This window comes from Chitinophaga pollutisoli (assembly GCF_038396755.1).
In the GTDB taxonomy this organism is placed as follows: Bacteria; Bacteroidota; Bacteroidia; order Chitinophagales; family Chitinophagaceae; genus Chitinophaga; species Chitinophaga pollutisoli.
Genome location: NZ_CP149822.1, coordinates 3824937 through 3848254, shown reverse-complemented (window position 1 = coordinate 3848254; position 23318 = coordinate 3824937). Strand labels below are relative to the sequence as shown.

Sequence of the window (23318 nt, the reverse complement as noted above, 5' to 3'; positions counted from 1 at the left end):
ATTAAAATTCGTTGATAAATAATCCAAAATCCCCTGCCGCCGCGGCTTTCAGCAGCAGCGCCTGCCACACGTTGCTATACGCCACATCGCGGTCGGTTTCCGCGCGGTTGAGGGTATACAGCGCCTGGGTAACGTCTACCAGCGTGCTCAACCCGTTCTTGTACATCACGGTTTTCTGGAGATAGGCATCTGAAGCGGATTTGATCTGCACCAATGCTTCGCGGTAGGTGTCGATCGCATTTTTCATCTTCGTATCGGCGAGCGAAAGTTGTGCTTTCAGTTGCTGGTCGACGACTTCCATCTCATTTTGCAAAGCTTTGGAAGTGTATTCCTGCGCGCTCATCTGCTTGTTGACGCGCGTGATGCTCGTCAGGTTCCAGGTAACGCCCACGCCGAACAGGTAGTTGGTGCGGCTGGGTTTCACGCCGGTCCAGTAGTCGCGGGTGAACGCCGTGTGGTCGGTGATGTATTCCGCCTGGAAGCCGGAGCCCCTTGTCTGCAGCACGCTGAACAGGCTGAACGCGGGATATTGCAGGGTACGGATGTATTTCTCCTGTTCCTGGCTCAGCCGGATGCGGCTTTGGTAGAATTGCAGGACGGGGTGGACGTCAGTCCGCATCGCTACGGTATCCGTTACCACCAGGGGCAGGCGCGTGAGGATGAAAGAGTCGAGGATATAAGATTGCGGCACCGTTCCCATGAGCTGCGCCAGCTGGTTGCCCTGCTCCTGCTCCACGTCGCGCGAGCGCACGAGCGAGATCTTCGCATTGGCGACTTCCGCATTGGCCAGCGAGGAATCCACACCGGCGATGAGGCCGTTCAGCGCGCGGCGCGTCACCACCGACCGGAAGGTATCGGCTCTTTCCAGGTTGCGCTCCCAGGCTTTGGTGAGCCGCTGCGCCGCCAGCAGGTTCAGGTAAGTGGCCGCCACCTTTACTTCGTGACGGAACTGCTCCTGCTGCCAGTCGCGCTCATCGCGGCGGGCGAGCGTTTCGGCGGCTTTGATCTTCTCCTTCATCCTGCCGAAGGCAAAAAATTCCCAGTTAATGTTTGCGAGATAAAGCGCCCCGAACGCGGCATTCCAGTTTTGTTCCGGCATGGCCATCCCGGAGGAGGCTACGCCCAGGCCCCCGAATCCGTAAAGCGGACCGTTCTGGCCGTTGATGGTACCATAATCCTGTTGCGCAGACACGCTGAAGTTGGGCAGGTAATCCCGCCGAGCCTGTTCCGCAGCCGCTTTGGAAGCATTGACGTAATTGGCTTTCGCCTTGATGGAACCGTAATTGTTCAGTGCCGTTTGTACAGCATCTTTCAGGGTCAGCACCTGCGCGCGGGCGCCGATGGAACCGGTAAGAAGGATAACAGACAACAGCAGATGAACGGAATAGCGTGATGTCATCTGAATGAAAATGTGCGGTTTTTAAAGCATGGCAGCCTTACAGCTGAGTTTTCTCATGCAAATAGCGCGTATCATTCTGAAGCAATTTTGAAGAAGTGAAAGTGGAAGGAAAATCGATCGTAATTATGTGATGACCGGCTTGAAAGCGGTACTCAATGGTAAAGCCGTTCATATCACAGATCTGCTTCACGATAGACAGGCCGATGCCAACGGAGCTCTGGCACGCCGTACCCTTCCGGAAACGCAGGAACATCTCTTCCGGGGGCGCCTGCGGCTCGGGGCCGGTATTCGAAATCATAAGGTGCCGGCTGTTCAGCTCGATCGAAATATGCCCGCCCGCGTAGTTGTGACGGATGGCGTTGCCGATGAGGTTGTTGAGCAGGATATCCACCAAAGCCGTGTGCAGCTTCACTTCCACCCGCTCCTCGATGCGATAGTCCATCGTGAGGCCTTTGATGGTAATGAGGTCGCAGAAAGTGTTGACCGTTTCCCGGGCGTACCGCGATATATCCAGCAATTCCTCGCATTCGAACTCATTGTTTTCAAGGCGCGACAGCAGCACGAGGCTGCGGTTGATCCGCATGAGCCGGTCCACCGCGTTCTGCATATCGGAAATCAGCACCGCCTGTTCGCCTTCAATATTATATTCCGACATCAATTCCAGTTTGCTCCGGATGATGGCCAGCGGCGTCTGCAGCTCGTGGGAAGCATTTTCGGAGAATTCTTTCAGATGGATGTAATCGTCTACCGCCTTGTCCGTCATCTTCTCCACGAAACAATTCAATTCGTTGAATTCCTTCGTCCGCGAACGCTTGAATTTCAGTTTCGTGCGCGAGCGCAGGTTGAAGCGCTGCAGTTTCTTGAGCGTGCTGTAAAAAGGCGCCAGCACCAGCCGCGAAGCCAGGCGCGCCGTGAGTACGATCAAACCGATCAATATGACCAGCTTCCACATGATCGATTCCCGCAAACCCGCCAATATCTGCTCCGAACGCGTCACATAGTCGCCGGAAATAATTTTGTAGCTCACGCCGTTGATCATATGCCAAGACGCCACGGTGATCTTCCGGTCGTAATCCTCCATATCCGGATCGTGTTTAACGTCGCGGTCGGTGATGAGGAAGAAGTCCGCTGGCATGGTGGAATCCGAAGGCGCCGCTTTAATCCGGCACCCCTGCATGAATTCCCCGACAGCCTCGCCCCTCGCCAGCTGCTGCGCGGCCCGCTCGTTCACATGCTTCAGCCGGGTAATGGCCGCCTTGTCGATCTGCCCCTTGATGCTCTGGTAAGTAATCACGCTGTTGATCGGGATGATCAGCAGCGTAACGCCCAGGAACCACAACGTAAATCTGTCTACAATCTTCATGGCGTTGTTATTGACGGGATGTATTGAATTTATACCCCAGCCCGTACACCGTGCCGATGTAATCGGTGCCGTTGGCGGCGCTGATTTTCTTGCGGATGTTCTTCACATGCTGGTATACGAAGTCGAAATTGGAAAGGTTATCGGTGTAATCGCCCCAGAGATGCGCGGCGATCGACTGGCGCGACAGCACCCTGTTCTTGTTGACCATGAAATACATCAGCAGGTCGAATTCCTTGCGCGTCATGTCCAGCATCGTGCCGTTGACCCAGGCTTCGAAAGTGTCGATGTTGAGGGTGATTTCGTTGAAAGCGATAATATTGCTGCCATTGAGCTTCTTCCGCCGGTAAATGGCCCGGAGGCGGGCATTGAGTTCCGGCATGTGGAAGGGCTTCGTCAGGTAGTCGTCGGCCCCTTCTTCCAGCCCGATGATCTTGTCGTCCAGCGAATTTTTGGCGGAAAGGATGAGGACCGGGCTATGCACCTGGTCTTTGCGCATAAACCGGAGGATCTCCAGCCCGTTGCCATCTGGCAGCATGATGTCGAGCAGCACGCAGTCGTACTGGAAGGAAATCAGCTTGTCCAGCGCATCGCGCATATTGTAGCTTACTTCGCAGATATACCCCTCGCGGGCCAGAAACGCCGAGATGCTGCTGGCCAGCTCCACATTGTCTTCAATCAGCAAGACTTTCATAATCAGGCAAAATTACGCACAAATTTGAAGCAATTTTGAAGCGAACCCTTTGCCCTGGCCCGCTGTTATCCATAAAAAAGCTAACTTACTGAGCGCCAACAGCCATTTGAAACTGGCACGGCTTTCGCGTACTTTGGCCGTTTTTAAAACATTCCTTATGAAACCATATGTTTTATTATTCCCTGTCATGGCTTTGCTGACCGCCTGCGCGGGCGGCGGGGAAAAGAAAGCCGAAGCCGAGGCTGCGGAAGCTTCCCGGATTTCGGCGATCAGTACCTATGTATCCAGTATCGACGAAAAAACCGTCACCAACAAGATGATGGCTGCCCACAACTTCGTCAACGGCGATAATTCCGCCGGGCTTATTGGTTTATATTCCGGAAAAGACACGCCCATCCGTTTCTACATCTTCCCTGAAGGCCCTCCGGGCGATTCCAGCATCGAAACCTGGTTTTACCTTGATACGGTGACCGTACAGGTGAAAATGCTCCGCGAATTGATCACTACCCCGAAAGGCGTTACCGAAAACACGTTCTATTTCGACCAGGATACATTGCTGGGCGCCGAAAGCCGCTCCGCGGCCGACCTCCCCGCCCTGGAAGCCGCCGCCATCACGCCTTATAAGTCACCTTTCGGAAAAAACGACTATCGCTTCAGCGCCGCCGAAGTCAACCAGTTGGTCCAGCGGGCCGACGCCGCTTTGCGTATCGACCGGAAAGACCTCAGCCCCAAAGCCAATGAGATGCGCCGGCAAGGCGCCTCGCACTGGGCCGTAGGCAGTGAGCCCGGTTGGTGGCTGGCCGTGATCCCGCATAAAAAGATCATCTATACCGGCAATTATGGTGAAAATGTGATTGAATTCCCGGCGGCCGATGCGCAAAAGGGCGATAACGACGCTACCATTTTTACGACGAGATCCGGCTCTCACACCCTTACGGCGAAGTTCGACAATGTGGTTTGTACCGACGACGCGGACAAGAAACACCCCTTCACCGTAACCCTCACGGTCGACGGTAAAACCTTCCGCGGTTGCGGCGAACCGCTTTACTGACAACAGTTCGAAAATGTGACCATAAAAAAAGGACGCCCCCTTGCGGAGGCGTCCTTTTACATATTCCGGAGAACGGATTATTTGGTGGCGGTGGCGTTCACCTTCTTCCAGCCTTCCAGACCGGCTTTCAGCCAATCCGCATATTTCTGGATATCGGGTTCGTAAGCCACGGGCCAGGTCAGCAGCTGCTCGTCGGGCGTAATGAGCACGTACAGGGGCTGCGACTGGTTAATGAAGTTCACGCGCTGGAAAGTAGCCCAGTGGTCGCCAACGGTCACGATCTTTTTGGACCAGCCTTCGGCATGCGTGTATTTGAATTGTTCTTCCTCGGGGAGCTTCTTGCGGTCGTCAGTGTAGAGCGATACGAGCACGAAGTTATCCTGTATGAGGGAGTGCACCTCAGGATCGGTCCATACGTTTTCTTCCATATTGCGGCAGTTCACGCAGGCCCAACCGGTGAAGTCGATCATGACGGGCTTGTTTTTCTCTTTGGCGAGAGCCAGGGCCTTGAAATAATCGTTCATCACATCGGGTTCCACAGCGCCGTTTTCGTGGGCGTTGTTGCCGTACCAGCTGTAAGACATGGGCGGCGCGAAACCGCTCATCAGTTTGATACGGGAATACTTGGTATTGGTGATGCCCGGGATAAGGTACAAGGTAAACGCGGCGAACAGGATACCGAAGAAGATGCGGACTTTGCCGAGCTTCTTGATCGGGCTGTCGTGCGGGAATTTGATGACCCCGAAGAGATACAGCGTGGTGAGCAGGCCGATGATGATCCAGATGAGGAAGAATGTTTCGCGGTGTAGGATGCCCCAGTGCATCACGAGGTCTGCATTGGAGAGGAACTTCACGGCGAGGGCCAGTTCGATGAAACCGAGCACCACTTTAACGGAGGTGAGCCAACCGCCGGACTTGGGCAGCGAGTTGAGCCAGTTCGGGAACAGGGCGAACAGGGCGAAAGGCAGGCCGAGGGACACGCCGAAACCGGCGAGGCCGGCGGTCAGCATCCATGCGCCGTTGGTGCTTCCGGCGGAGCCGGCGCTGGCCAGCAGGGTGCCAAGGATCGGGCCGGTGCAGCTGAACGATACCACTACCAGGGTGAGCGCCATGAAGAAAATACCGATGATGCTGCTCTTGTCAGCTTTGGAATCGGTTTTGCTGGCGAGGCTGCTGGGCAGGGTGATTTCGAAGAGACCGAAGAACGACAATGCGAACACGACGAACACGGCGAAGAAGATCACGTTCAGCCACACGTTGGTGCTGATGTTATTGAAAATGGCGGGATCCGCGGAGCTGAGCAGGTGGAAGGGCAGGCTCACGGCGAGGTAAATGAGGAAAATGAAGAAACCGTAAGTTACTGCGCTGGTGATCCCTTTTTTCTTGTCCTGCGCCGATTTGGTGAAAAACGAAACCGTCAGCGGGATCATGGGGAACACGCAGGGGGTAACCAGTGCGAGCAAACCGCCGATGACGCCGAAAATGAAGATGAGCCAGGGGTTGGAATTGCCTTCCTTACCGATGTCTCCTACTTTCATGACGGGATTTTTGAGGTCCACGGCTTTGCGGTCGATCCTTTCTGCGATGGCGGCGTCGGCTTTGAGGCCGCCTTCTTCACCGGTGAGGTTGCCGGCGGCGTCCGCCACGAAAGTGAAGGGCGCTTCTTCCGGGAGGATTTCCTCGCCTTTGAGCACGAAGTAAGTAACGTTACCACGGAGATTCTTGATGGAATCGGAGTTGTATTTGATGGTGGCGGTTACTTCGGCTTCGTTTTCGAAGTATTTGATTTCCATGTTATCGAGCAGGGGCTCCTGGGCGCTGAGGGGCGCTTTCACGTCCGCGAGGGCCTGGATGGCGGCGCGGGAATCGCTGAGGCTGTCGAAAACGATGCGGGTATTGGGATCATCGTCGCCCATGGAGGCGGCCATGAGTTTCCAACCCTGGTCTATTTTAGCTTTGAATTTCAAGATAAATTCTCCCGGCGCCTTTTTCTCCGCGGAGAATTCCCATTTGGCGTGAACTGGAGTGGCTTCCGGCTCCTGGGCTACGGCGGCGGTGCCGAAAAGCAGCAGGAATGCGGACATCAACGATACGATATACTTCATATGTACGATAGACTTAACAGAATGTATTAATGCATAATGCAAAAACGAGTTCTTTCGGGTTGAAAGAACTCGTTCCTATGAAAATGTGTTGAAATCCGGATTATTTACCACCCACGTTCACGGCGAATTCCACTTCAGTCGGCGGAAGGCACTGATGGTCGTCGCAAACCATGAATTCCACGGAGCCTTTCACTTTGGTCACCGCTTTACCTTTTACGGTTACTTTCTGGATAAAGGAAACGGTGTTTTCGTAGTATTTCAGTTCGGAGTTGAAGTTCTTGTCGAAAGCTTTGTGCAGTTTACCGGATTCGGTCACTTTGCCTTTGGGCGTAACGAGGGGGTTCTTCGCGAACTTGAAGGAGGTGGGAACCGGACCTTCGCCGGCTTCCTGGGCATAGAGGTGCCAGCCGCCGTCGATCGTGGCTTTGGCGATCACTTCGTATTCGGTAGCGCTCACTTTTTTGGAAGTGAATTCCCATTTAACGGGGTCTTGCGCAAAGGCCAGGGCCGGCAGCGCGAAGAGCATGATGGCAACGAGCAATTTTTTCATAATTCTTTCTTTAATTGGTTGGTTTGATGGTTATTCGACCAGGCCTTGCGCCTAGTTATTGTTTATAAGGCTTTGGAAGATCAGCTGGCCGTCGCGGTTGCCCAGCACTTCGCTGGTAGCCCGCTCGGGGTGCGGCATCATTCCGAAAACATTTCTTTCTTTATTACAAATCCCCGCGATGTTGCGGATGGCGCCGTTCGGATTAGCAGAATCAACAATGTTGCCAAACTCATCGCAATAACGGAAAATCACCTGGTTATTTGCAAACAGCTCGTCCAGCGTAGCCTCATCCGCATAATAACGCCCCTCGCCATGCGCAACCGGGATCATCAGCGCGCGGCCGGTTACTTCCTTCGTGAGGGAAGCAGCGGTATTCTCGCTCTTGATAAACACGTTCTTGCAAACGAACTGCTGGTTCTCATTCTTCAGCAGGGCGCCCGGAAGCAAACCCGCCTCGCACAGAATCTGGAAGCCGTTACATACGCCGATCACACGGCCGCCTTTGTTCGCAAACTCCACCACGCTCTGCATCATGGGGCTGAACTTGGCAATCGCTCCGCAACGCAGATAGTCGCCATAGGAAAAACCACCAGGGATCAAAATGCAGTCTTCCGTAGTAAACATGCTCAAATCCCTGTCTTTGTGCCAAAGGCTGATCACTTCCTGGTTCAGATCCGTACGCAGCGCGTCGATCATATCTTGGTCGCAATTAGAACCGGGAAACGTAACAACTCCGAATTTCATTTATTTATTTGTTTGAATATTTCTCAAGGAAAGAACAAAATTACTGACCATTGGGGAATTTACAATCACCACTCATCAGATTTATGATTCCACTAACAACCTCCCCTTCTCCCCCTTAATGGCTAAAGTATTGCATAATAATAACATATGCGATCACCAGCATGTGTATTGCATTGGCAATCGTATTGTTGGTTACCGACCAGAAGACGTTCGCCGCGAATAACGACACCGGCATCACCGCCAACACCCAATACGTCGCCGAAAAGTGCCCGCTGAACAACGGCAGCAACATCGCCACCAATGCATAAATCACCACCGTAGCCCATATCTTCCGCCCCTGGATCAGCATCTTCTTGAACGTACGCTGCAACAACAACCATCCCACCACAAAAAACAACATCCCCCCGATCAGCGCCCCCCAGACCTTATAATCCGTGATAACCGGCAAATTCGCCCGGATATTGACCAGCTCCGATATCATATCCCACCGGTTCGTCAAAAACAACCAGGTCCCCAACAGGTAAAACGGACAAATAATCCCCAACAACCCAATGATCCACTCCGCCAGCCTGAACGCCCGCATAATCAGCAGGCTCAGGAACAACAAAGCCACAAACAAGACTGCGGGAAAGTAAAACAGCCCGCAAATACCCAGCGCAAACCCGATGTTGAACGACACGTCCCGCGCCGAATTACGCATATACAGGTCCGTTATGCTCGAAAATATCCACAGCATCACGGTATTCACGATCAAAGCCGGTGAAAACACGTTCCAGCTCTGCAAAAGCGACGTCAGTAACAGGAAACACATCGCCGGCAGGTAGTTGTCTTTCGCAAACAACCGGTGATTGTTCACAATGCGCGTCAGCAGCAGCGCCTGGAGAAAAAGCAGCATCAGCGCCAGGAACGTGAAAAAGAACGGGCTCGGCCCCACCATCCCTTCCAGCCAGTCCACCAATAGCTTATACATCAACCCTTCCGACCCGTCTGCCAGGTACGGCGACGGATGAAGCAGGTAGAAAAACTTGATGAACAACATGTACAGGAACAGCAGCAATACCGTCAGCGGGTTGCCCGATCTGAAAAACTTTATCACGATGCAAAGGTGGGGTTAAAAGTCAATTTTTGCAAAGCAAATATAATTCCTGTAAATACAGGGGATGAGCACCGTCCGGCCACTTATTTGTTTGCCATAACGGGGCATCCAGGTAAACCCCTTGTCGAGATTCCGCAGCGTGGGCTTGCGGCTCACCTTCCCATCCGGGCCAAGGGTATTCTCCGTCAGCACATACTGCCGGCGCTCCAGTTCGTTGAACAGGAACCGCAGCTCGCTGCCCACATTCACAAGCATATAACTCAGGTACAGATCCGCGCCGTCGTCGAACTGGCTTTTGTGCACGAAGTTGCTGAACGTCAGTTCCCCCTGCTCGTCGAACGCCAGCACCGCGATGTTATCGTAGTGGTACCGCGTTCCCTGACCGTCGTTCCAGCCGTAGGGATTGTAATAATACGGGCTGTAGGGCGAGTAGTAATAAGGATAATATCCACCATAACCGCCATACATGTAATTCCAGCGGTTCCAGGGCTGGCTGCGGGAAGTTGTATAATAAGATTCCGCCGTCAGCATAAAACCGCCGTTGGACGTATTCACGATCTTGCGGATGAAATAATCATTGAAAGCCGCATTGGTGGAAGCATCGCCTTTCGCCTTCTGCTTCAGCTCGGGCGTAAACACCACCTCCTTCTCGAACACTTTCCGGTTGCCCGCATAATCCAGCCGCATGAGGTACATCCCTTCCACGTTCCCGCGCTTCTGCTTGTAGAAGAAGGCGGTCACCAGGGCCTGTTTGTCCTGGTTATCGAGTTTGAGCTTCACTTCGTCCAGCAACAATTCCTTCTTTTCGAATGGATACGTCTCGAAAGCGTCTGTGGTCGCCCGTTTAATGATCACGCTGCCATTCACGATGTAATCCTCCCCGAGCCTCTTTCCAGTTTGGTGAAAAACAGGTCGCCGTCGTTGTTGAGATTGAAATTATTGAGAAACTGCTTCTTGCCCGCCATGGGTAGGCTGACGCGGCTGTTGTTGATGAGGTTGAAGGAACTGTCGTACAGGAAAGTATAGAAAACGTTGTTGTCTTCCTTATCCTGGTTGATTTTATAAATGAGGATGCGGTTTTTGTCTTCCGAAGTTTCTACGGAGTAGATTTTATTTTCTTTCGAATAGAAGCCGATGCGGGTGGAATCGATCATGAGCGGGGCTTCCATGAACTGCCCTTTCCCGTTGACGCGCCCCACGAAGCTGTACACCGCATCTTTCCGCTGGAACTGGTAGATCATGTACGAGAATTCGGGGTAAGACACGAAGTCGACACTGATCAGTTTTTTGGGAAGGAAGTCGAGCTTCACGCGGTCGAGCAGCTGCATCCCGTTGTCGTAAACCGAAATATTGTATTCGCCGCGGTCGGCTTTATACACGAGGATGTTTCCGGAAACCCTGCCTACGATTTCGAATTCGGTGGTTTTATAATCATCCCTTTCCGGCTCGGAGTAGGTGATTTTCTGGGCCATGGCGAGGGAAGCGCAGAGCATCAGCGCGATAAACGGGAGGATATGACGGAAGCGCATGGGCATAAGTTTAAGGTAATCTACAGGATAAACGCCTGATACGGCGGTTTTAGCATAGATCCGGTTCAAACCTACATGAAAAATATCTTATTGCCAAGTAGCAGGAACATGCCGGAATTTATTGTGTAAATTTACGGAGGAACAACTGGCTTTTCATCATGATGGACACGGTTTTGATAACAGGCGGCACCGGCCTGGTAGGCAGGGCGCTGACGGACTTCCTCCTCGAACGGGGTTATCGCGTTATCGTCTACACGCGGAAGATGCGATCTCCCCACCACCCTAACCTCCGATACGCCCTCTGGGACCCCTCCGCCCAAACGCTGGATGCAGCCGCGCTGCAGGAAGCCGACCAGATCATCCATCTGGCAGGGGCCAATGTGGCCGACAAGCGGTGGACCGCATCCCGCAAGCAGGAAATCCTCGACAGCCGCGTGCAATCTTCCCAACTCCTGTTCGACCAGCTTTCCCGCACCGAAAACAAGGTCAGGACTTTCGTAAGCGCCTCCGCAACGGGGTTCTACGGCGAATTCCAGGGCAGAAACTTCACCGAAACCGACCCTCCGGCCAACGATTACCTCGGAAACACCTGCGTGGCCTGGGAAAACAGCGTCCGCCAGATGGAATCCCTCGGCAAAAAAGTCATCATCTTCCGCACTGGTATCGTATTATCCAATAAAGGCGGCGCCCTGAAGGAATTTATCAAGCCCGTCCGCCTCGGCTTCGCCACCGTCATGGGCGGCGGCCAGCAATTCATTTCCTGGATCCACCTCCACGACCTCGTCCGCCTCTACCATAACGCTCTGGCCAACGACCAGCTGAGCGGTATCTACAACGCTGTGGCGCCCTTCCCTGTCACCAACCAGGAGCTCGTGACCCAGCTGGCGCGCACCGTTAAGGGGAAAAGCTTCGTCACGGTACACGTTCCCGCTTTCGCCCTCAAGCTGGCGATGGGCGAAATGAGCGTGGAAGTCCTCAAAAGCGTGAAAGCCTCGTCCGCGAAGATCCAGTCTACCGGTTTCCAGTTCTCCTACCCGCGCATCTCCGATGCGCTGGCGCAACTGGTCACTTCGGGCGAATAACCCGCTCAGATACCAAGGGCCTGGCGCAACGCACGGGCTTTCAGGAGACATTCTTCCCACTCTTTTTCCGGGTTGCTGTAAAAGGTAATGGCGGAGCCTGTCTGGAAGGATACGTAATGATTTTCAGCACTATACAGAATACTGCGGATCACCACATTGAAGTCGAAATCGCCTTCGGGCGTGATGTACCCCACTGCGCCGGAGAACAGTCCTCTCCGCGTTTTTTCGTATTGTTCGATCAGCTGCATGACTTTCACCTTGGGCGCGCCGGTCATGGAGCCCATGGGGAAGGCGTTGCGGATGGCGTCGGTGAAATGGAAGGCGGGGTCGAGTGTGGCCGAAACGGTGCTGATCATGTGATGCACCTGCGGGAAGCTGTAGATTCCGAAAAGCTCCGAAACTTCCACGCTGCCGCGCACGGCGGTGCGGGAGAGGTCGTTGCGGACGAGGTCTACCACCATAACGTTTTCCGATTGTTCTTTGGGGGAGTTGCGCAGCGCCTGCAGCAGGGCTGCGTCTTCCGCGGGGTCTGCGGCGCGGCGGATGGTGCCTTTGATGGGCTGGGATATGATCCGGTCCCCTTCTTTACGGAGGAAGCGCTCCGGGCTGGAACAGGCCAGGTAGCGGAGCCCACGGCGGTAATATGCCGCGAAGGGCGCGGGGCTCAGGCCGTTGAGGCGGAGGAACACGGAAGCGGGGTCCTGGAGGCGGGCGTGGGCGTATTGCTCGCGGCAAAAGTTAACCTCGTAGCAATCGCCTTTGCGGATATGCTCCTGTAGGGCATGGACGGCTTCCAGGTAGCCGGCGCGCTGGAGGCGCGACTGGGAAACGAGCGGCAGCGGCGGTGCGGTGGATATCGCCGGCTGGGACAGCAATTCGGCATGGATGGCCCTGGCTTCCTGCTCGCTGAGGCTTTCGCCTGAGATTTCGAGCGTGGAGGCGGAGAGGCGGAGGACGTAGCGGGGACGGAAGAATGACAGGTCGGGGAACCCGATACCGTCAGGGTGTTGGCTCCCAAGCTTTTCCGTTTCGTTTTTAAGATCGTAGGACAGATGGCCGAAGAGCCATCCGGGCTTGTCGTCGTGGAAGCGGCGCAGTTTATTGAAGGCGCTACCGGCGGGGGATTCCAGGATTTCGACAGCATCTGCGGCGAGGATGGCTTCAGCGCGGGAACCAGCCAGGCTATAATTGTTATTGTCCAAAAAACAACAAATGTTGAACCGGTTGCCCCAGCTCAACATTTGCAGTTTCGTTGCGCTTATATCTTTAACAGGAAAACTGTATGATAGCACGTTTACAAATTAGAAATCATCATCGTCGTCGTCGAAGCGATCGTTAAACAGATCCATGTCTTTGAATTCCTCATCCAGTCCAAGATCGTCGTCATCGTCGGAGCTTTTCTTGGAAGGACGGCCGCGCTTGTTTTTCGGCTTCGGCATATCGAATTCTTCGAAATCCGGATCATAATCCTCGTCTTCACCTTTTTCCCATGCATCGTCATCGGCATCGTCGTCGTCGGCATCATCGTCGTCATCATCATCGCTTTTCTTACGGGTGCCGGCTTTGGCGGGGCGACCTCTTTTCGGGGCATCGTCCTCGTCATCGTCGTCATCATCGTCATCGTCGTCGTCTTTCTTCGATTTTGCCGCAAGCTTATCTGATTTTTTAGATGCAGCAGACTTACGGGGAGATTCCTCCTCATCCTCATCTTCATCCTCGTCTACTTCCTTCTTAGGCCTGGCGCTGGCTTTCTTTTCAGAGGCTTTGTCAGTCTTAGGCGAAGTAGTCTTTTTAGTCTCTTTCTCTTTATCAGATTTTGATTTCATAATGGTACGTTACAATTAGATTCTAAGGGTAAAGTTTTAACAGTTTTTTTGTTTCGCCAAATTTTTTTTGACTGTTTTTTTCGTAGCTTTTTGCCTTTATTTTTCGAGAATCTGATCTCTACCCGGCCCGTTGGAAACGTACTGTACAGGCACTTTCAGGTAGTCTTCCACAAAAGATAAGAAATTTTTCATTTCCAAAGGTAATGCGTCGTATCGTTCACTTTTTGCAGTGGGTTCCGACCATCCGGGGAAGCTTTCCAGCACGGGCTCGATTTTGGCCCCGCATATATTGAATGGCATTTCGCGGGTGGTCTGACCGTCAATGTTATACGCGATGCAGGCGTGAACGGTATCGAAACCGTCGAGCACGTCCGATTTGGTCATTACCAGCTGGGTAACGCCGCTGAGCATGCAGGTATAGTCCAGGGCTACGAGGTCGATCCAGCCGCAACGGCGGGGGCGGCCCGTAGTGGCGCCAAATTCATGGCCTGCCTGGCGCAGCTGTTCGCCGGTCTCGTTTTCCAGCTCGGTCGGGAAGGGACCGCCGCCCACGCGGGTGCAGTACGCCTTGGTCACCCCGATCACCTCGGTGATCCATTTGGGAGCGATGCCCAGGCCGGTGCATACGCCGGCGGAGATGGTGTTGGAAGAGGTTACGAAGGGATAGGTACCGAAATCCACGTCGAGCATGCTGCCCTGTGCGCCTTCGGCCAATACTTTCTTGCCGGCTTTCAGATAGCCGTTCAGCCAGTATTCCCCATTCACGATATTCATTTTCGAGAGGAATTCCACCGCTTCCCAGAACTCATTTTCCCATTCGGCGATGTCTTCATCGAAATTATAATTGGCTAGTAACTGGAGATGTTTGGCCTTCAGTTTTTCATACTGCTGGCGGAAGTCGCTCCGGAGCACATCACCCACGCGGAGGCCGTTACGCCCCGTTTTATCCATGTAAGCCGGCCCGATCCCTTTCAGGGTAGAACCGATCTTTTCCTGGCCTTTCGACAACTCGGAAGCTTTGTCGAGCGCCCGGTGGGTTGGCACGATGATATGCGTTTTTTCCGCAATAAAAAGGTTTTTGGACAGATCGATGCCCAAATCCGCCACTTTCTGGCATTCTTTACGGAAAGTCACCGGGTCGAGCACCACCCCATTACCGATCAGGTTGAGGGTATTGCCGTGAAAAACGCCGGAGGGGATCGTATGCAGCACCACTTTCTGGCCGTTTACATACAAAGTATGGCCCGCGTTCGGGCCGCCCTGGAAGCGTGCGATGATATCATATTTACCGGCAAAGTAATCTACGATCTTGCCTTTGCCTTCATCGCCCCATTGCAGCCCCAGCAGAACATCTACCATTGTTGAAAAGTTAATTATGGTTTAAAGAAGTGGCAAAAATAAGGCGATTGTATGAAAATCGGGAGAAATAAAATTAATCTTCCAGCCGGTTGATGCTCTGGATACCATCCAGCCCCTTCAGGCGGTTCACCAGTTCCTCCAGTTCGTCCTTATCATGTACGAAAACCTTGATCAGCCCTTCAAACAACCCTTCCTTCGACTCGATCGTAAGCCCGGCGATATTGATCTTCAGCTCACCGGAGATGATATTGGTGATCTTGTGGATCACGCCCACATCGTCCATCCCCACGATCTTCAGCCCCGTCAGGAACGAGATCTCACGGTTTTTCACCCATTTCGTCTTCACCACCCGGTGGCCGTAGTTGGCCAGCAGCTGGGCGGCGTTGGGGCAGTTCGTCCGGTGGATCTTCAGCCCTTCGCTGGCCGTCACGAAGCCGAACACGTCGTCGCCCGGGATGGGGCGGCAGCAGTTGGCCAGTTTATACGCAATCTTGTCGGAGCTTTCCCCGAAAATGATCAGCTCGGCGTCTTTCTTGTTGGACTCCTTCACCTTATGGTGTTCCTCCACCGGGGCCGGTTCCGCAGGCTTCACGGGTTTGGGAGGCTCCAGTTTGTCGCCCAGCACGTTGAACTGCTTCAGTTCCCGCAGGTCAATGTTCTTCACCGCGATCTGGTAGTAGAGGTCCAGCGGCGAAGGTTGTTTATAGAACTGCACCAGTTCGTTGATATTATACTGGCTGGGGCTGGCCTTCATGTGATCCAGCTTGCGGTACAGCACTTCCTTCCCGTCCATGGCCACTTTCCGCTTTTCTTCCTTCAGCGCGTCCTTGATCTTGCTTTTGGCTTTGGCCGTGAGCACGATATTGAGCCAATCTTCCGAAGGCTTCTGCTTGTTGGACGTGATGATTTCCACCTGGTCGCCGCTGCGGAGCTTATGGCTGAGGGGCACCAGTTTATAGTTCACCTTCGCGCCGATGCACTTGTTGCCCACGGCGGAGTGGATGGAATACGCGAAATCGAGGGCCGTGGAACTGGCCGGTAGTATTTTGAGGTCCCCCTTGGGGGTGTAGACGTAAATTTCCTCCGTGAAGAGGTTGCTTTTAAAATCGGCCAGGAAGTCGAGGGTATTGGTATCCGGACTGTTCAGGATTTCCCGGATCTGGCTGAACCATTGTTCGAACTTGGATTCCTGGACGTTGGAGTTGCCTTCCTTATACCGCCAGTGGGCGGCCACGCCTTTTTCGGCGTAGTCGTTCATGCGCTTGGAGCGGATCTGCACTTCCACCCACTTCCCGTTGGGGCCCATTACCGTAACGTGCAGGGCTTCGTAGCCGTTGCCTTTCGGGTTGGAGAGCCAGTCGCGTGTGCGTTCGGGGCTGGGGTGGTAGAAGTCGGTGATGATGGAATAGACCTTCCAGCAGTCGGCTTTTTCCTTATCGGCAGCCGAATCCAGGATGATGCGGATGGCGAAGAGGTCGTATACTTCCTCGAACTGGACGCCTTTGGTTTTGATCTTGTTCCAGATGGAGTGAATCGATTTGGGGCGGCCGTAGATTTCGAAGTTGAAGCCTTCTTCCTGGAGTACTTCCTTGATGGGCTTGATGAATTCGTTGATATAGCGGGTGCGCTCGCGCTTGGTTTCTTTCAGGCGGCGGGCGATCTCGCGGTAGTTGTCCTGCTCGGTGTACTTCATGGCGAGGTCTTCGAGTTCGGACTTGATATTATACAAACCGAGGCGGTGGGCCAGGGGGGCGTAGATGAACACTGTTTCGGAGGCGATCTTGAGTTGTTTCTCGCGGGCCATGGAGTCGAGGGTGCGCATATTGTGCAGCCTGTCGGCCAGTTTGATGAGGATGACCCGCGGATCGTCGGCCAGGGTGAGGAGAATTTTTTTGAAATTCTCCGCCTGCATGGTGCTGGTGTTGGAATCGATGACGGTCGATATTTTGGTAAGGCCGTCCACGATATGGGCGATTTCGCTGCCGAATTCGCGTTCCACGTCTTCGAGGGTTACTTCGGTATCTTCCACGGTATCGTGCAGGAGGGCGCAGATGGCGGATCGTACGCCGAGGCCGATTTCTTCCACGGTGATTTGCGCAACGGCAAGGGGGTGGAGGATGTAGGGTTCACCGGATTTACGGCGCATATCCCGGTGCGCGTCGGCCGCCATTTCGAAGGCGGTGCGCACCAGTTCCCGGTCTCCTTTTTTGAGACGGGGCTTCAGGGCACGTAAAAGAGCGCGGTAATGGCGGACGATCTCCTTTTTCTCCTGTTCTTCGTCGAGATTGTATTTTTGAACGGTCACTGTATCCATGCTAAGTTCAAAAATACAAAAAGAGGACCATACAGGGGAATTCTGCCATTGCGGCAGGCTGCTACCCATTAGCGATACTTATCCACACAACAAACTGATTATCAATACAATAAATTCTCCTACCCAGTCCCCGATATCCATAATTTTTATAATTCCTAAAAAAGAATACCTTTGCATCCTTCGAAAAAGCGGATGTGGTGAAATTGGTAGACACGCCAGACTTAGGATCTGGTGCCGCGAGGCATGGGGGTTCGAGTCCCTTCATCCGCACTGGAAAAAAGGAATACCGCAAGGTGTTCCTTTTTGTTTTTATATCGTTGATGCGGCAGCAATTAGATTTGACACGCCAGACTTAGGATCTGGTGCCGCGAGGCATGGGGGTTCGAGTCCCTTCATCCGCACTGGAAAAAAGGAATACCGCAAGGTGTTCCTTTTTGTTTTTATATCGTTGATGCGGCAGCAATTAGATTTGACACGCCAGACTTAGGATCTGGTGCCGCGAGGCATGGGGGTTCGAGTCCCTTCATCCGCACTGGAAAAAAGGAATACCGCAAGGTGTTCCTTTTTGTTTTTATATCGTTGATGCGGCAGCAATTAGATTTGACACGCCAGACTTACGATCTGGTGCCGCGAGGCATGGGGGTTCGAGTCCCTTCATCCGCACTGGAAAAAAGGAATACCGCAAGGCGTTCCTTTTTGTTTTTATATCGTTGATGCGGCAGCAATTAGATTTGACACGCCAGACTTAGGATCTGGCGCCGCGAGGCATGGGGGTTCGAGTCCCTTCATCCGCACTGGAAAAAAGGAATACCGCAAGGTGTTCCTTTTTGTTTTTATATCGTTGATGCGGCAGCAATTAGATTTGACACGCCAGACTTAGGATCTGGTGCCGCGAGGCATGGGGGTTCGAGTCCCTTCATCCGCACTGGAAAAAAGGAATACCGCAAGGTGTTCCTTTTTGTTTTTATATCATTGATGCGGCAGCAATTAGATTTGACACGCCAGACTTAGGATCTGGTGCCGCGAGGCATGGGGGTTCGAGTCCCTTCATCCGCACTGGAAAAAAGGAATACCGCAAGGTGTTCCTTTTTGTTTTTATATCGTTGATGCGGCAGCAATTAGATTTGATACGCCAGACTTAGGATCTGGTGCCGCGAGGCATGGGGGTTCGAGTCCCTTCATCCGCACTGGAAAAAAGGAATACCGCAAGGTGTTCCTTTTTGTTTTTATATCGTTGATGCGGCAGCAATTAGATTTGACACGCCAGACTTAGGATCTGGTGCCGCGAGGCATGGGGGTTCGAGTCCCTTCATCCGCACTGATAAAAGGAATACCGCAAGCAAGGCAACATCGTATCCACCGACGCGCCGCGCCCTTCCTCCCCGGAACTGAAATCGATGCTGCAAAACGAACTCAAGAAATAATGTCGTGATAGCAAAAATCGGTAAAGCCGCCTTTTTACAGGCGGCTTTACAGTTAAAAACGAGCTTGACAAAGGGTTACAGGTAGGATGAGATACCCTTGAGATACCTTTGAGCCACGGTTGAGCCATCGTTGAGCCACCCTATATAAGGGGTATCTCAACCGTATCTCAAGTATGGTTCAGGGATGGCTCAAGTAAGTCACACGACACAAACATGTATGTGTATAATAAGAAGAAAGCCGCCTGTTACGGGCGGCTTTCAGCGCTTGAGGCGCGGAGGCGGGTGCCCTCCGGGGTTTATTTTACATGCTCGAATAGTGTCCAGTCGATGCAGAAAAGCTGGCCCTGTTGGCCGGGATTGCGGAAAACGAACCAGAGATCCAGGCGGGCTTTGCTTTCCTTGACGGGAGCCGTCAGTTCCACCCATTCGCCTTTGCCTGCGGGTACTTCCAGTTCGCAGACCCAGGGGCCGTCTTTCGAGCCCACCCGCAGCTCAAGGGTGCCACCCGCGCCCTGCAGCATCACGCGGAAACGGGCGCGATTTATTCCTTTGAGGTCGATGTTCCTGAACATGAAATAACTGCCGTCACGCGCTACGCCGTAGCTGAGCAGCTCGTTGATGTAATTGAGGAAACGGATATTCCCGTCTACATCCCGTTCTTCCGCTTCCAGTTTCGGATGGCGAAGCATAACGAATTGCTGGCCCGTGAGTGACTCGATGCCATTGGCGCCGCCATCAGTATAACGGGCATGGAGCAGATAGACGCCGGAGGCGGGTTTGCCGATGTGGTCCTTCAGCACCATCGTCCCTTGCGGTTGCAGGCTGGCTCCCGTATTCCTGAGCGACAAAATATAATCCACGATCATCTTCGCTTCTTCCACCGCCATCCCCGGATGCGCGCTCATCGGGCGGTTGCCCCACACGCCGCTTCCCCCGCGGATCACTTTATCAGCCAGCAAGGCCGTGTTCTTATCGTCATGCGCATACTTTCCGGCGATATCCATCAGGCTCGGCCCTACGGACGCGCTGTTTTCGGTATGGCAAGCCTTGCAATCCTGCGAATAGAACAGTTCCTTCCCTTTCGGCGCGGGCATCGCCCCACCCTGCGTCAGCACACCGGCCATATCGCGGCCGTACGGGATAAAGCTGAAACCCACCGTCACCTTTTCCGGCGCAACAGGACCATCTTCCGGATCGGTTACCGTCACTTTATACGGGAAAGTTGCGTTATCCCAATAAAACGAAGTATTCGCGTCGGACGTAATCTCCACCACGGGCGGCGTGTTGCCGGCTTTGATATAGAGTGAAGCGGTGTCGAAGGCTTTATGATCGTCCGTCACCGTCAGCATCACTTTATGCACGCCAGGGTTGTTGAAAGTGTGGGAGATCGCCGAATCGGAATAATCCTTTCCTTCGATGCTCCAGGTGTAATGCAGCGCGTCGTTCCGGTCGGGATCGGAAGAACCACCGGCAGATAGCCGCACCGTCATGGGCGCCGGCCCCGCCAGCTTGTCGGCCGCAATTGCGGCTACCGGCCGGCGGTTGCCAGCGGCGTAGGTGATGCGGACCAGGCGCGCGTCCATGTTCCGGGAAAACCAGTTGGTACCATATTCCAGCATGTAAATGGATCCGTCGTCCGCAAAACGCAGATCGATGGGGGCGGCAGGCTCCAGGTGGTCGAGGAAGGGCTCCATGCGGAGATAACGGTGGTCTTTGTCGAAGGTAACCGCCATGATCCAGCGGCGCACCCAGTCGTAAATGAGCAGCTTGCCGTCGTAGTAATCGGAGAGTTTGTATTCTGCATTGGCGAACTGGTCGGCGTAATACACCGGCCCCGCCATCACGCTCTGCCCGCCTTTGCCCACCAGGGGGAATTTGGCGGAAGGCCCGTCGCCAAACCAGATCATCGCGGGTTGCGCGGGCGGCAGCTCGCGGATGCCTTTGTTATTGGGAGAAGCGTTTACCGGTTTCGCCGGGTCCAGCTTCGGGCCTTCGGTTTTAGTGGCGAAATTCCATTTGGGCAGCCCTTCGTTCTCGCCCAGGAAGTACGGCCACCCGAAGAATCCGGGCTGGCGCGCCTGGTTGATTTCGTCGTAACTGATGGTGCCTTCGCTCCCGGGCACTTTGGTATCTGGCCCCACGTCGCCCCAGTACACATATTGGTTTTTACGGTCGACGCTGAAGCGGAAAGGATTGCGGCAACCCATCACGTAGATCTCCGGGCGGCCGGCGGAACCGTCCTTCGGGAACAGGTTGCCGTCGGGGATGGTATACGTGCCGTCGGGCATAATGCGGATGCGGAGGATCTTGCCGCGGAGGTCCGCTGAGGAGGCGGATGTGGCCTGGTCGTCGGCCAGTTCGTGGCCGGGGCGCTCGTCTACCGGGGTATATCCTTCCGTTTCTTCGGCATTGGTATTGTCGCCGGTGGAAAGATACAGCAGCCCGTCGGGCCCGAATTCCATGTAACCCGCCGAGTGGCAGCAGTATTTGCGTTGCGTGGGGATTTCGAGAATGGTCTTTTCCGTTTCCGGCAACAGCTTGCGGTCGCGCATTTCCATGCGGGTGAGGCGGCTGACGTGCAGGTCGCCGGCTACGCCGTAATAGAAATACACGAAATGGTTTTTGTCGAATGCGGGATCGAGGGCCACGCCGAGGAGGCCGTCTTCCAGCCCGCTATAAACGTTGAACTGCGCGAGGGTGACCACATCTTTTTCGCGGCTGCGGAAGAGGCGTACGGCTCCTTTGCGTTCTGCGAAGATGACGTCGTTTCCGGGGAGGACGGCCAGCTGGAGGGGTTCATCCAACCCTTGTGCGAGCATCGTGTAGGTGTAACGGTTATTCTCCGGAATGGCCAGGGTGATGCAGGCGGAATAGTCGAGCCCCCGGGCTTCGTCTCCGGCTTGCTGCAACACTTTTTCCAGTTCGGTGGGCGAAGCCATGAAGACGCGATTGTTATCTCCCAGCGAATCGAGCCAGGGCCATCCTTTCAGCGTAAACACGGAATCTTTCACCACGGCCCAGGTGCCGCCGGCTTCGAGGTAGCGCTGGAGGGCGTTGAGCTGTCGGTGGTCGAGTGAATCGGGGTACGACCATGCGGACACAACGGTGCGGTAATGCTGGAGGGAATCCGGGTGCAGGAAGGTTTTATTTCCTTCCACCAGTTCCCATCCGTTGGCTTCGGCCGTGGCTTTAACGACGGCGGCAATGGTTTCCGCGCTGCCCGTGGATGGCAGCAGCAATACTTTGTTTCCGGGCGATTTGCGCGAGCAGGCGGCCAAAATCAGCAGGCACGCGAACATCCAAAATTTTCTCATGAAGTGCATCTATAATGTACCGGGACGTGGTCCGGCTTCCTTTTACTTGTTCCAACATCGCTTCCAGGCTGCAACCTTTCTGACCATACATCTCCCTGCCGGTATTTCAACCGGTCATGGCTGGACGCCGGAACACAACCTTCGTTGCGGCCTGTTATTAAGTGAATGAAACCTCTGCACACAATGGTTGCAGACAAGTGCGGTGTTTGACGGATGATCGCAACTTCTCCTGCAGACGGCAGCCAGTAATAAACGTGGTATGCTGCCGTACCCGCTAAAAATAGAAAATAATTTCAAATCCCCCTAAACCCCGGGAATAATACTATGAAATACAGTAAAAATGAACATCGGAGATTGTTGCATTATCGGGATTTTGCGTCCGCTTTCTTTTGCCGTTCAGCTACAATATCCGCTAGCCGATTAAACAAACTTTTAACATTCCTGTCGGATTGCATACTCATTTCATACCATGCCCCTCCTCCTTCATAGTAAGCAACGGGAGCGTTACTGAGCATTCCGTTTTTCTCAAACTCATCGAGGTAATCGGTAAATTTCTTGCGAAACCCGTCGTCAGTGATAACCCTTTTATCAAATTCCATTTCGAGTGCCATGTTGTTAGTCTTGGCAAAACTAATGGCTCCCGTCAGGGCAGTGTGAGGAGTACTAAGTTTAAAAAAGTAATTAGGCTGTTGATATGCAATGTCAAATCCGAGATCTTTCCAACTCCCCGCTCCTTTGGCACCATAATAAGGAATCCAGAAAAATCGCTTCCCTTGCTTTTTTATTTTGGCGGAAACTGCAGGCAAAACTGTTTTGGCATCAATATCCCGTTCCGCCACCCAATAAAATCCCGCCAGCTCCAAATGCTTGAACCCGGCCTTATTCCACAAAGCCGTCGCTTTGTCAATATACCACTTGCAGGCTGCTATGCGATCTGCATTCGATGCGAAATTAATCTTCCGGCCGTTGATACGTCCCCAATTCTTGTTAGTCTTGATCGGCTCGGGTATTGTAAGTACAACTTTCCGCTTCCGTACTGGCTTTCTCCCAGCCAGTGAAAGGCTGTCGAGCAAGCTATTCAATGCATGAATAGCTTTCCCTTTTTCAAAATTTCGATTGAGCAGCCATAGCCATTCTTGTTGTCCAGCTGGTCGATGTCCATAACCCTCCGCATATTCAAAACCACGATTATCTTTAAATTCGATAAACAAAAAACCGTCAAATAGCCATTCGAAACCGGCGCCACTCTGACGAAATACATAGGGACTGAATTGATCTCGGGTCCAGTCCATACGATGGGTACCACCCTGATATATAAGTGCCAGATCAGAAACGTAATTAGCGGGTAGCTTTTTACTGGTAACTGTCGGGGATTGTTGTCCGAAAATCGGGGCATTCAAACTAACTAGCAGGAAAATCCCTATGCATGATGACATTCTCCTAAATGCACTTGCCATAATACAATGTATTT

General features: G+C 53.4%; 17 protein-coding genes and 2 tRNA genes. 4 read left to right on the top strand and 15 right to left on the bottom strand.

Translation table 11 applies throughout. From position 1 onward, the window contains the following. Position 1: 1 nt before the first annotated feature. Genes WJU16_RS16205 through WJU16_RS16195 form a run of 3 tightly spaced genes read right to left on the bottom strand, consistent with a single transcriptional unit; the run spans position 2 to position 3453 of the window. Positions 2 to 1399 carry a TolC family protein gene (locus WJU16_RS16205; protein ID WP_341834525.1) on the bottom strand — a complete coding sequence of 466 codons (1398 nt, stop codon included), beginning with the start codon at positions 1397 to 1399 and terminating at the stop codon, positions 2 to 4. A gap of 37 nt (positions 1400 to 1436) precedes the next feature. Then, positions 1437 to 2762, bottom strand: coding sequence for a HAMP domain-containing sensor histidine kinase (locus tag WJU16_RS16200; RefSeq protein ID WP_341834524.1), 1326 nt, complete (start codon positions 2760 to 2762; stop codon positions 1437 to 1439). Between the two features lie 7 nt (positions 2763 to 2769). Further along, positions 2770 to 3453: a response regulator transcription factor gene (locus WJU16_RS16195; RefSeq protein ID WP_341834523.1), complete on the bottom strand. Its 684-nt coding sequence runs from the start codon at positions 3451 to 3453 to the stop codon at positions 2770 to 2772. A gap of 157 nt (positions 3454 to 3610) precedes the next feature. On the opposite strand from WJU16_RS16195, the gene WJU16_RS16190 reads away from it, so the two are divergent. Next, positions 3611 to 4504, top strand: a complete 894-nt coding sequence (locus WJU16_RS16190; RefSeq protein ID WP_341834522.1) for a hypothetical protein — start codon at positions 3611 to 3613, stop codon at positions 4502 to 4504. 77 nt (positions 4505 to 4581) lie between these two features. On the opposite strand, the gene WJU16_RS16185 is transcribed toward WJU16_RS16190, so the two are convergent. The 6 genes from WJU16_RS16185 to WJU16_RS16160 all read right to left on the bottom strand — a co-directional run bounded on the left by WJU16_RS16185 (position 4582) and on the right by WJU16_RS16160 (position 10528). Continuing rightward, positions 4582 to 6609 carry a cytochrome c biogenesis protein CcdA gene (locus WJU16_RS16185; protein ID WP_341834521.1) on the bottom strand — a complete coding sequence of 676 codons (2028 nt, stop codon included), beginning with the start codon at positions 6607 to 6609 and terminating at the stop codon, positions 4582 to 4584. Positions 6610 to 6709: 100 nt separating this feature from the next. Next, positions 6710 to 7159: a protein-disulfide reductase DsbD domain-containing protein gene (locus WJU16_RS16180; RefSeq protein WP_341834520.1), complete on the bottom strand. Its 450-nt coding sequence runs from the start codon at positions 7157 to 7159 to the stop codon at positions 6710 to 6712. Between the two features lie 51 nt (positions 7160 to 7210). After that, entirely contained in the window at positions 7211 to 7903 is a 693-nt protein-coding gene (gene purQ, locus WJU16_RS16175) for a phosphoribosylformylglycinamidine synthase subunit PurQ (RefSeq protein ID WP_341834519.1), read from the bottom strand. 115 nt (positions 7904 to 8018) lie between these two features. Further along, complete coding sequence (locus WJU16_RS16170; RefSeq protein WP_341834518.1) at positions 8019 to 8999, bottom strand: hypothetical protein; 981 nt, start codon at positions 8997 to 8999, stop codon at positions 8019 to 8021. A gap of 15 nt (positions 9000 to 9014) precedes the next feature. Then, on the bottom strand, positions 9015 to 9854 hold the full coding sequence (locus tag WJU16_RS16165; RefSeq protein WP_341834517.1) for a hypothetical protein: 840 nt from the start codon (positions 9852 to 9854) through the stop codon (positions 9015 to 9017). Positions 9855 to 9862: 8 nt separating this feature from the next. Further along, positions 9863 to 10528 carry a hypothetical protein gene (locus WJU16_RS16160; protein WP_341834516.1) on the bottom strand — a complete coding sequence of 222 codons (666 nt, stop codon included), beginning with the start codon at positions 10526 to 10528 and terminating at the stop codon, positions 9863 to 9865. Between the two features lie 158 nt (positions 10529 to 10686). On the opposite strand from WJU16_RS16160, the gene WJU16_RS16155 reads away from it, so the two are divergent. After that, on the top strand, positions 10687 to 11610 hold the full coding sequence (locus tag WJU16_RS16155) for a TIGR01777 family oxidoreductase (protein WP_341834515.1): 924 nt from the start codon (positions 10687 to 10689) through the stop codon (positions 11608 to 11610). Between the two features lie 5 nt (positions 11611 to 11615). On the opposite strand, the gene WJU16_RS16150 is transcribed toward WJU16_RS16155, so the two are convergent. The 4 genes from WJU16_RS16150 to WJU16_RS16135 all read right to left on the bottom strand — a co-directional run bounded on the left by WJU16_RS16150 (position 11616) and on the right by WJU16_RS16135 (position 17109). Then, entirely contained in the window at positions 11616 to 12812 is a 1197-nt protein-coding gene (locus tag WJU16_RS16150; RefSeq protein ID WP_341834514.1) for an anthranilate synthase component I family protein, read from the bottom strand. Between the two features lie 99 nt (positions 12813 to 12911). Then, complete coding sequence (locus tag WJU16_RS16145) at positions 12912 to 13436, bottom strand: hypothetical protein (RefSeq protein WP_341834513.1); 525 nt, start codon at positions 13434 to 13436, stop codon at positions 12912 to 12914. A 96-nt stretch (positions 13437 to 13532) separates the two neighbouring features. Beyond that, complete coding sequence (locus WJU16_RS16140; protein ID WP_341834512.1) at positions 13533 to 14795, bottom strand: adenylosuccinate synthase; 1263 nt, start codon at positions 14793 to 14795, stop codon at positions 13533 to 13535. 73 nt (positions 14796 to 14868) lie between these two features. Beyond that, on the bottom strand, positions 14869 to 17109 hold the full coding sequence (locus tag WJU16_RS16135) for a RelA/SpoT family protein (RefSeq protein ID WP_341834511.1): 2241 nt from the start codon (positions 17107 to 17109) through the stop codon (positions 14869 to 14871). A 188-nt stretch (positions 17110 to 17297) separates the two neighbouring features. On the opposite strand from WJU16_RS16135, the gene WJU16_RS16130 reads away from it, so the two are divergent. After that, positions 17298 to 17379: transfer RNA gene (locus WJU16_RS16130), tRNA-Leu, on the top strand. Between the two features lie 838 nt (positions 17380 to 18217). Beyond that, positions 18218 to 18296 (top strand) — tRNA-Leu (locus tag WJU16_RS16125). A gap of 533 nt (positions 18297 to 18829) precedes the next feature. Here the strand turns inward: WJU16_RS16125 and WJU16_RS16120 are convergent. After that, positions 18830 to 21847 (bottom strand): PQQ-dependent sugar dehydrogenase, encoded by a 3018-nt coding sequence (locus WJU16_RS16120; protein WP_341834510.1) that lies wholly within the window; start codon positions 21845 to 21847, stop codon positions 18830 to 18832. 362 nt (positions 21848 to 22209) lie between these two features. After that, positions 22210 to 23304, bottom strand: coding sequence for a DUF4855 domain-containing protein (locus WJU16_RS16115; protein WP_341834509.1), 1095 nt, complete (start codon positions 23302 to 23304; stop codon positions 22210 to 22212). Positions 23305 to 23318: the final 14 nt, after the last annotated feature.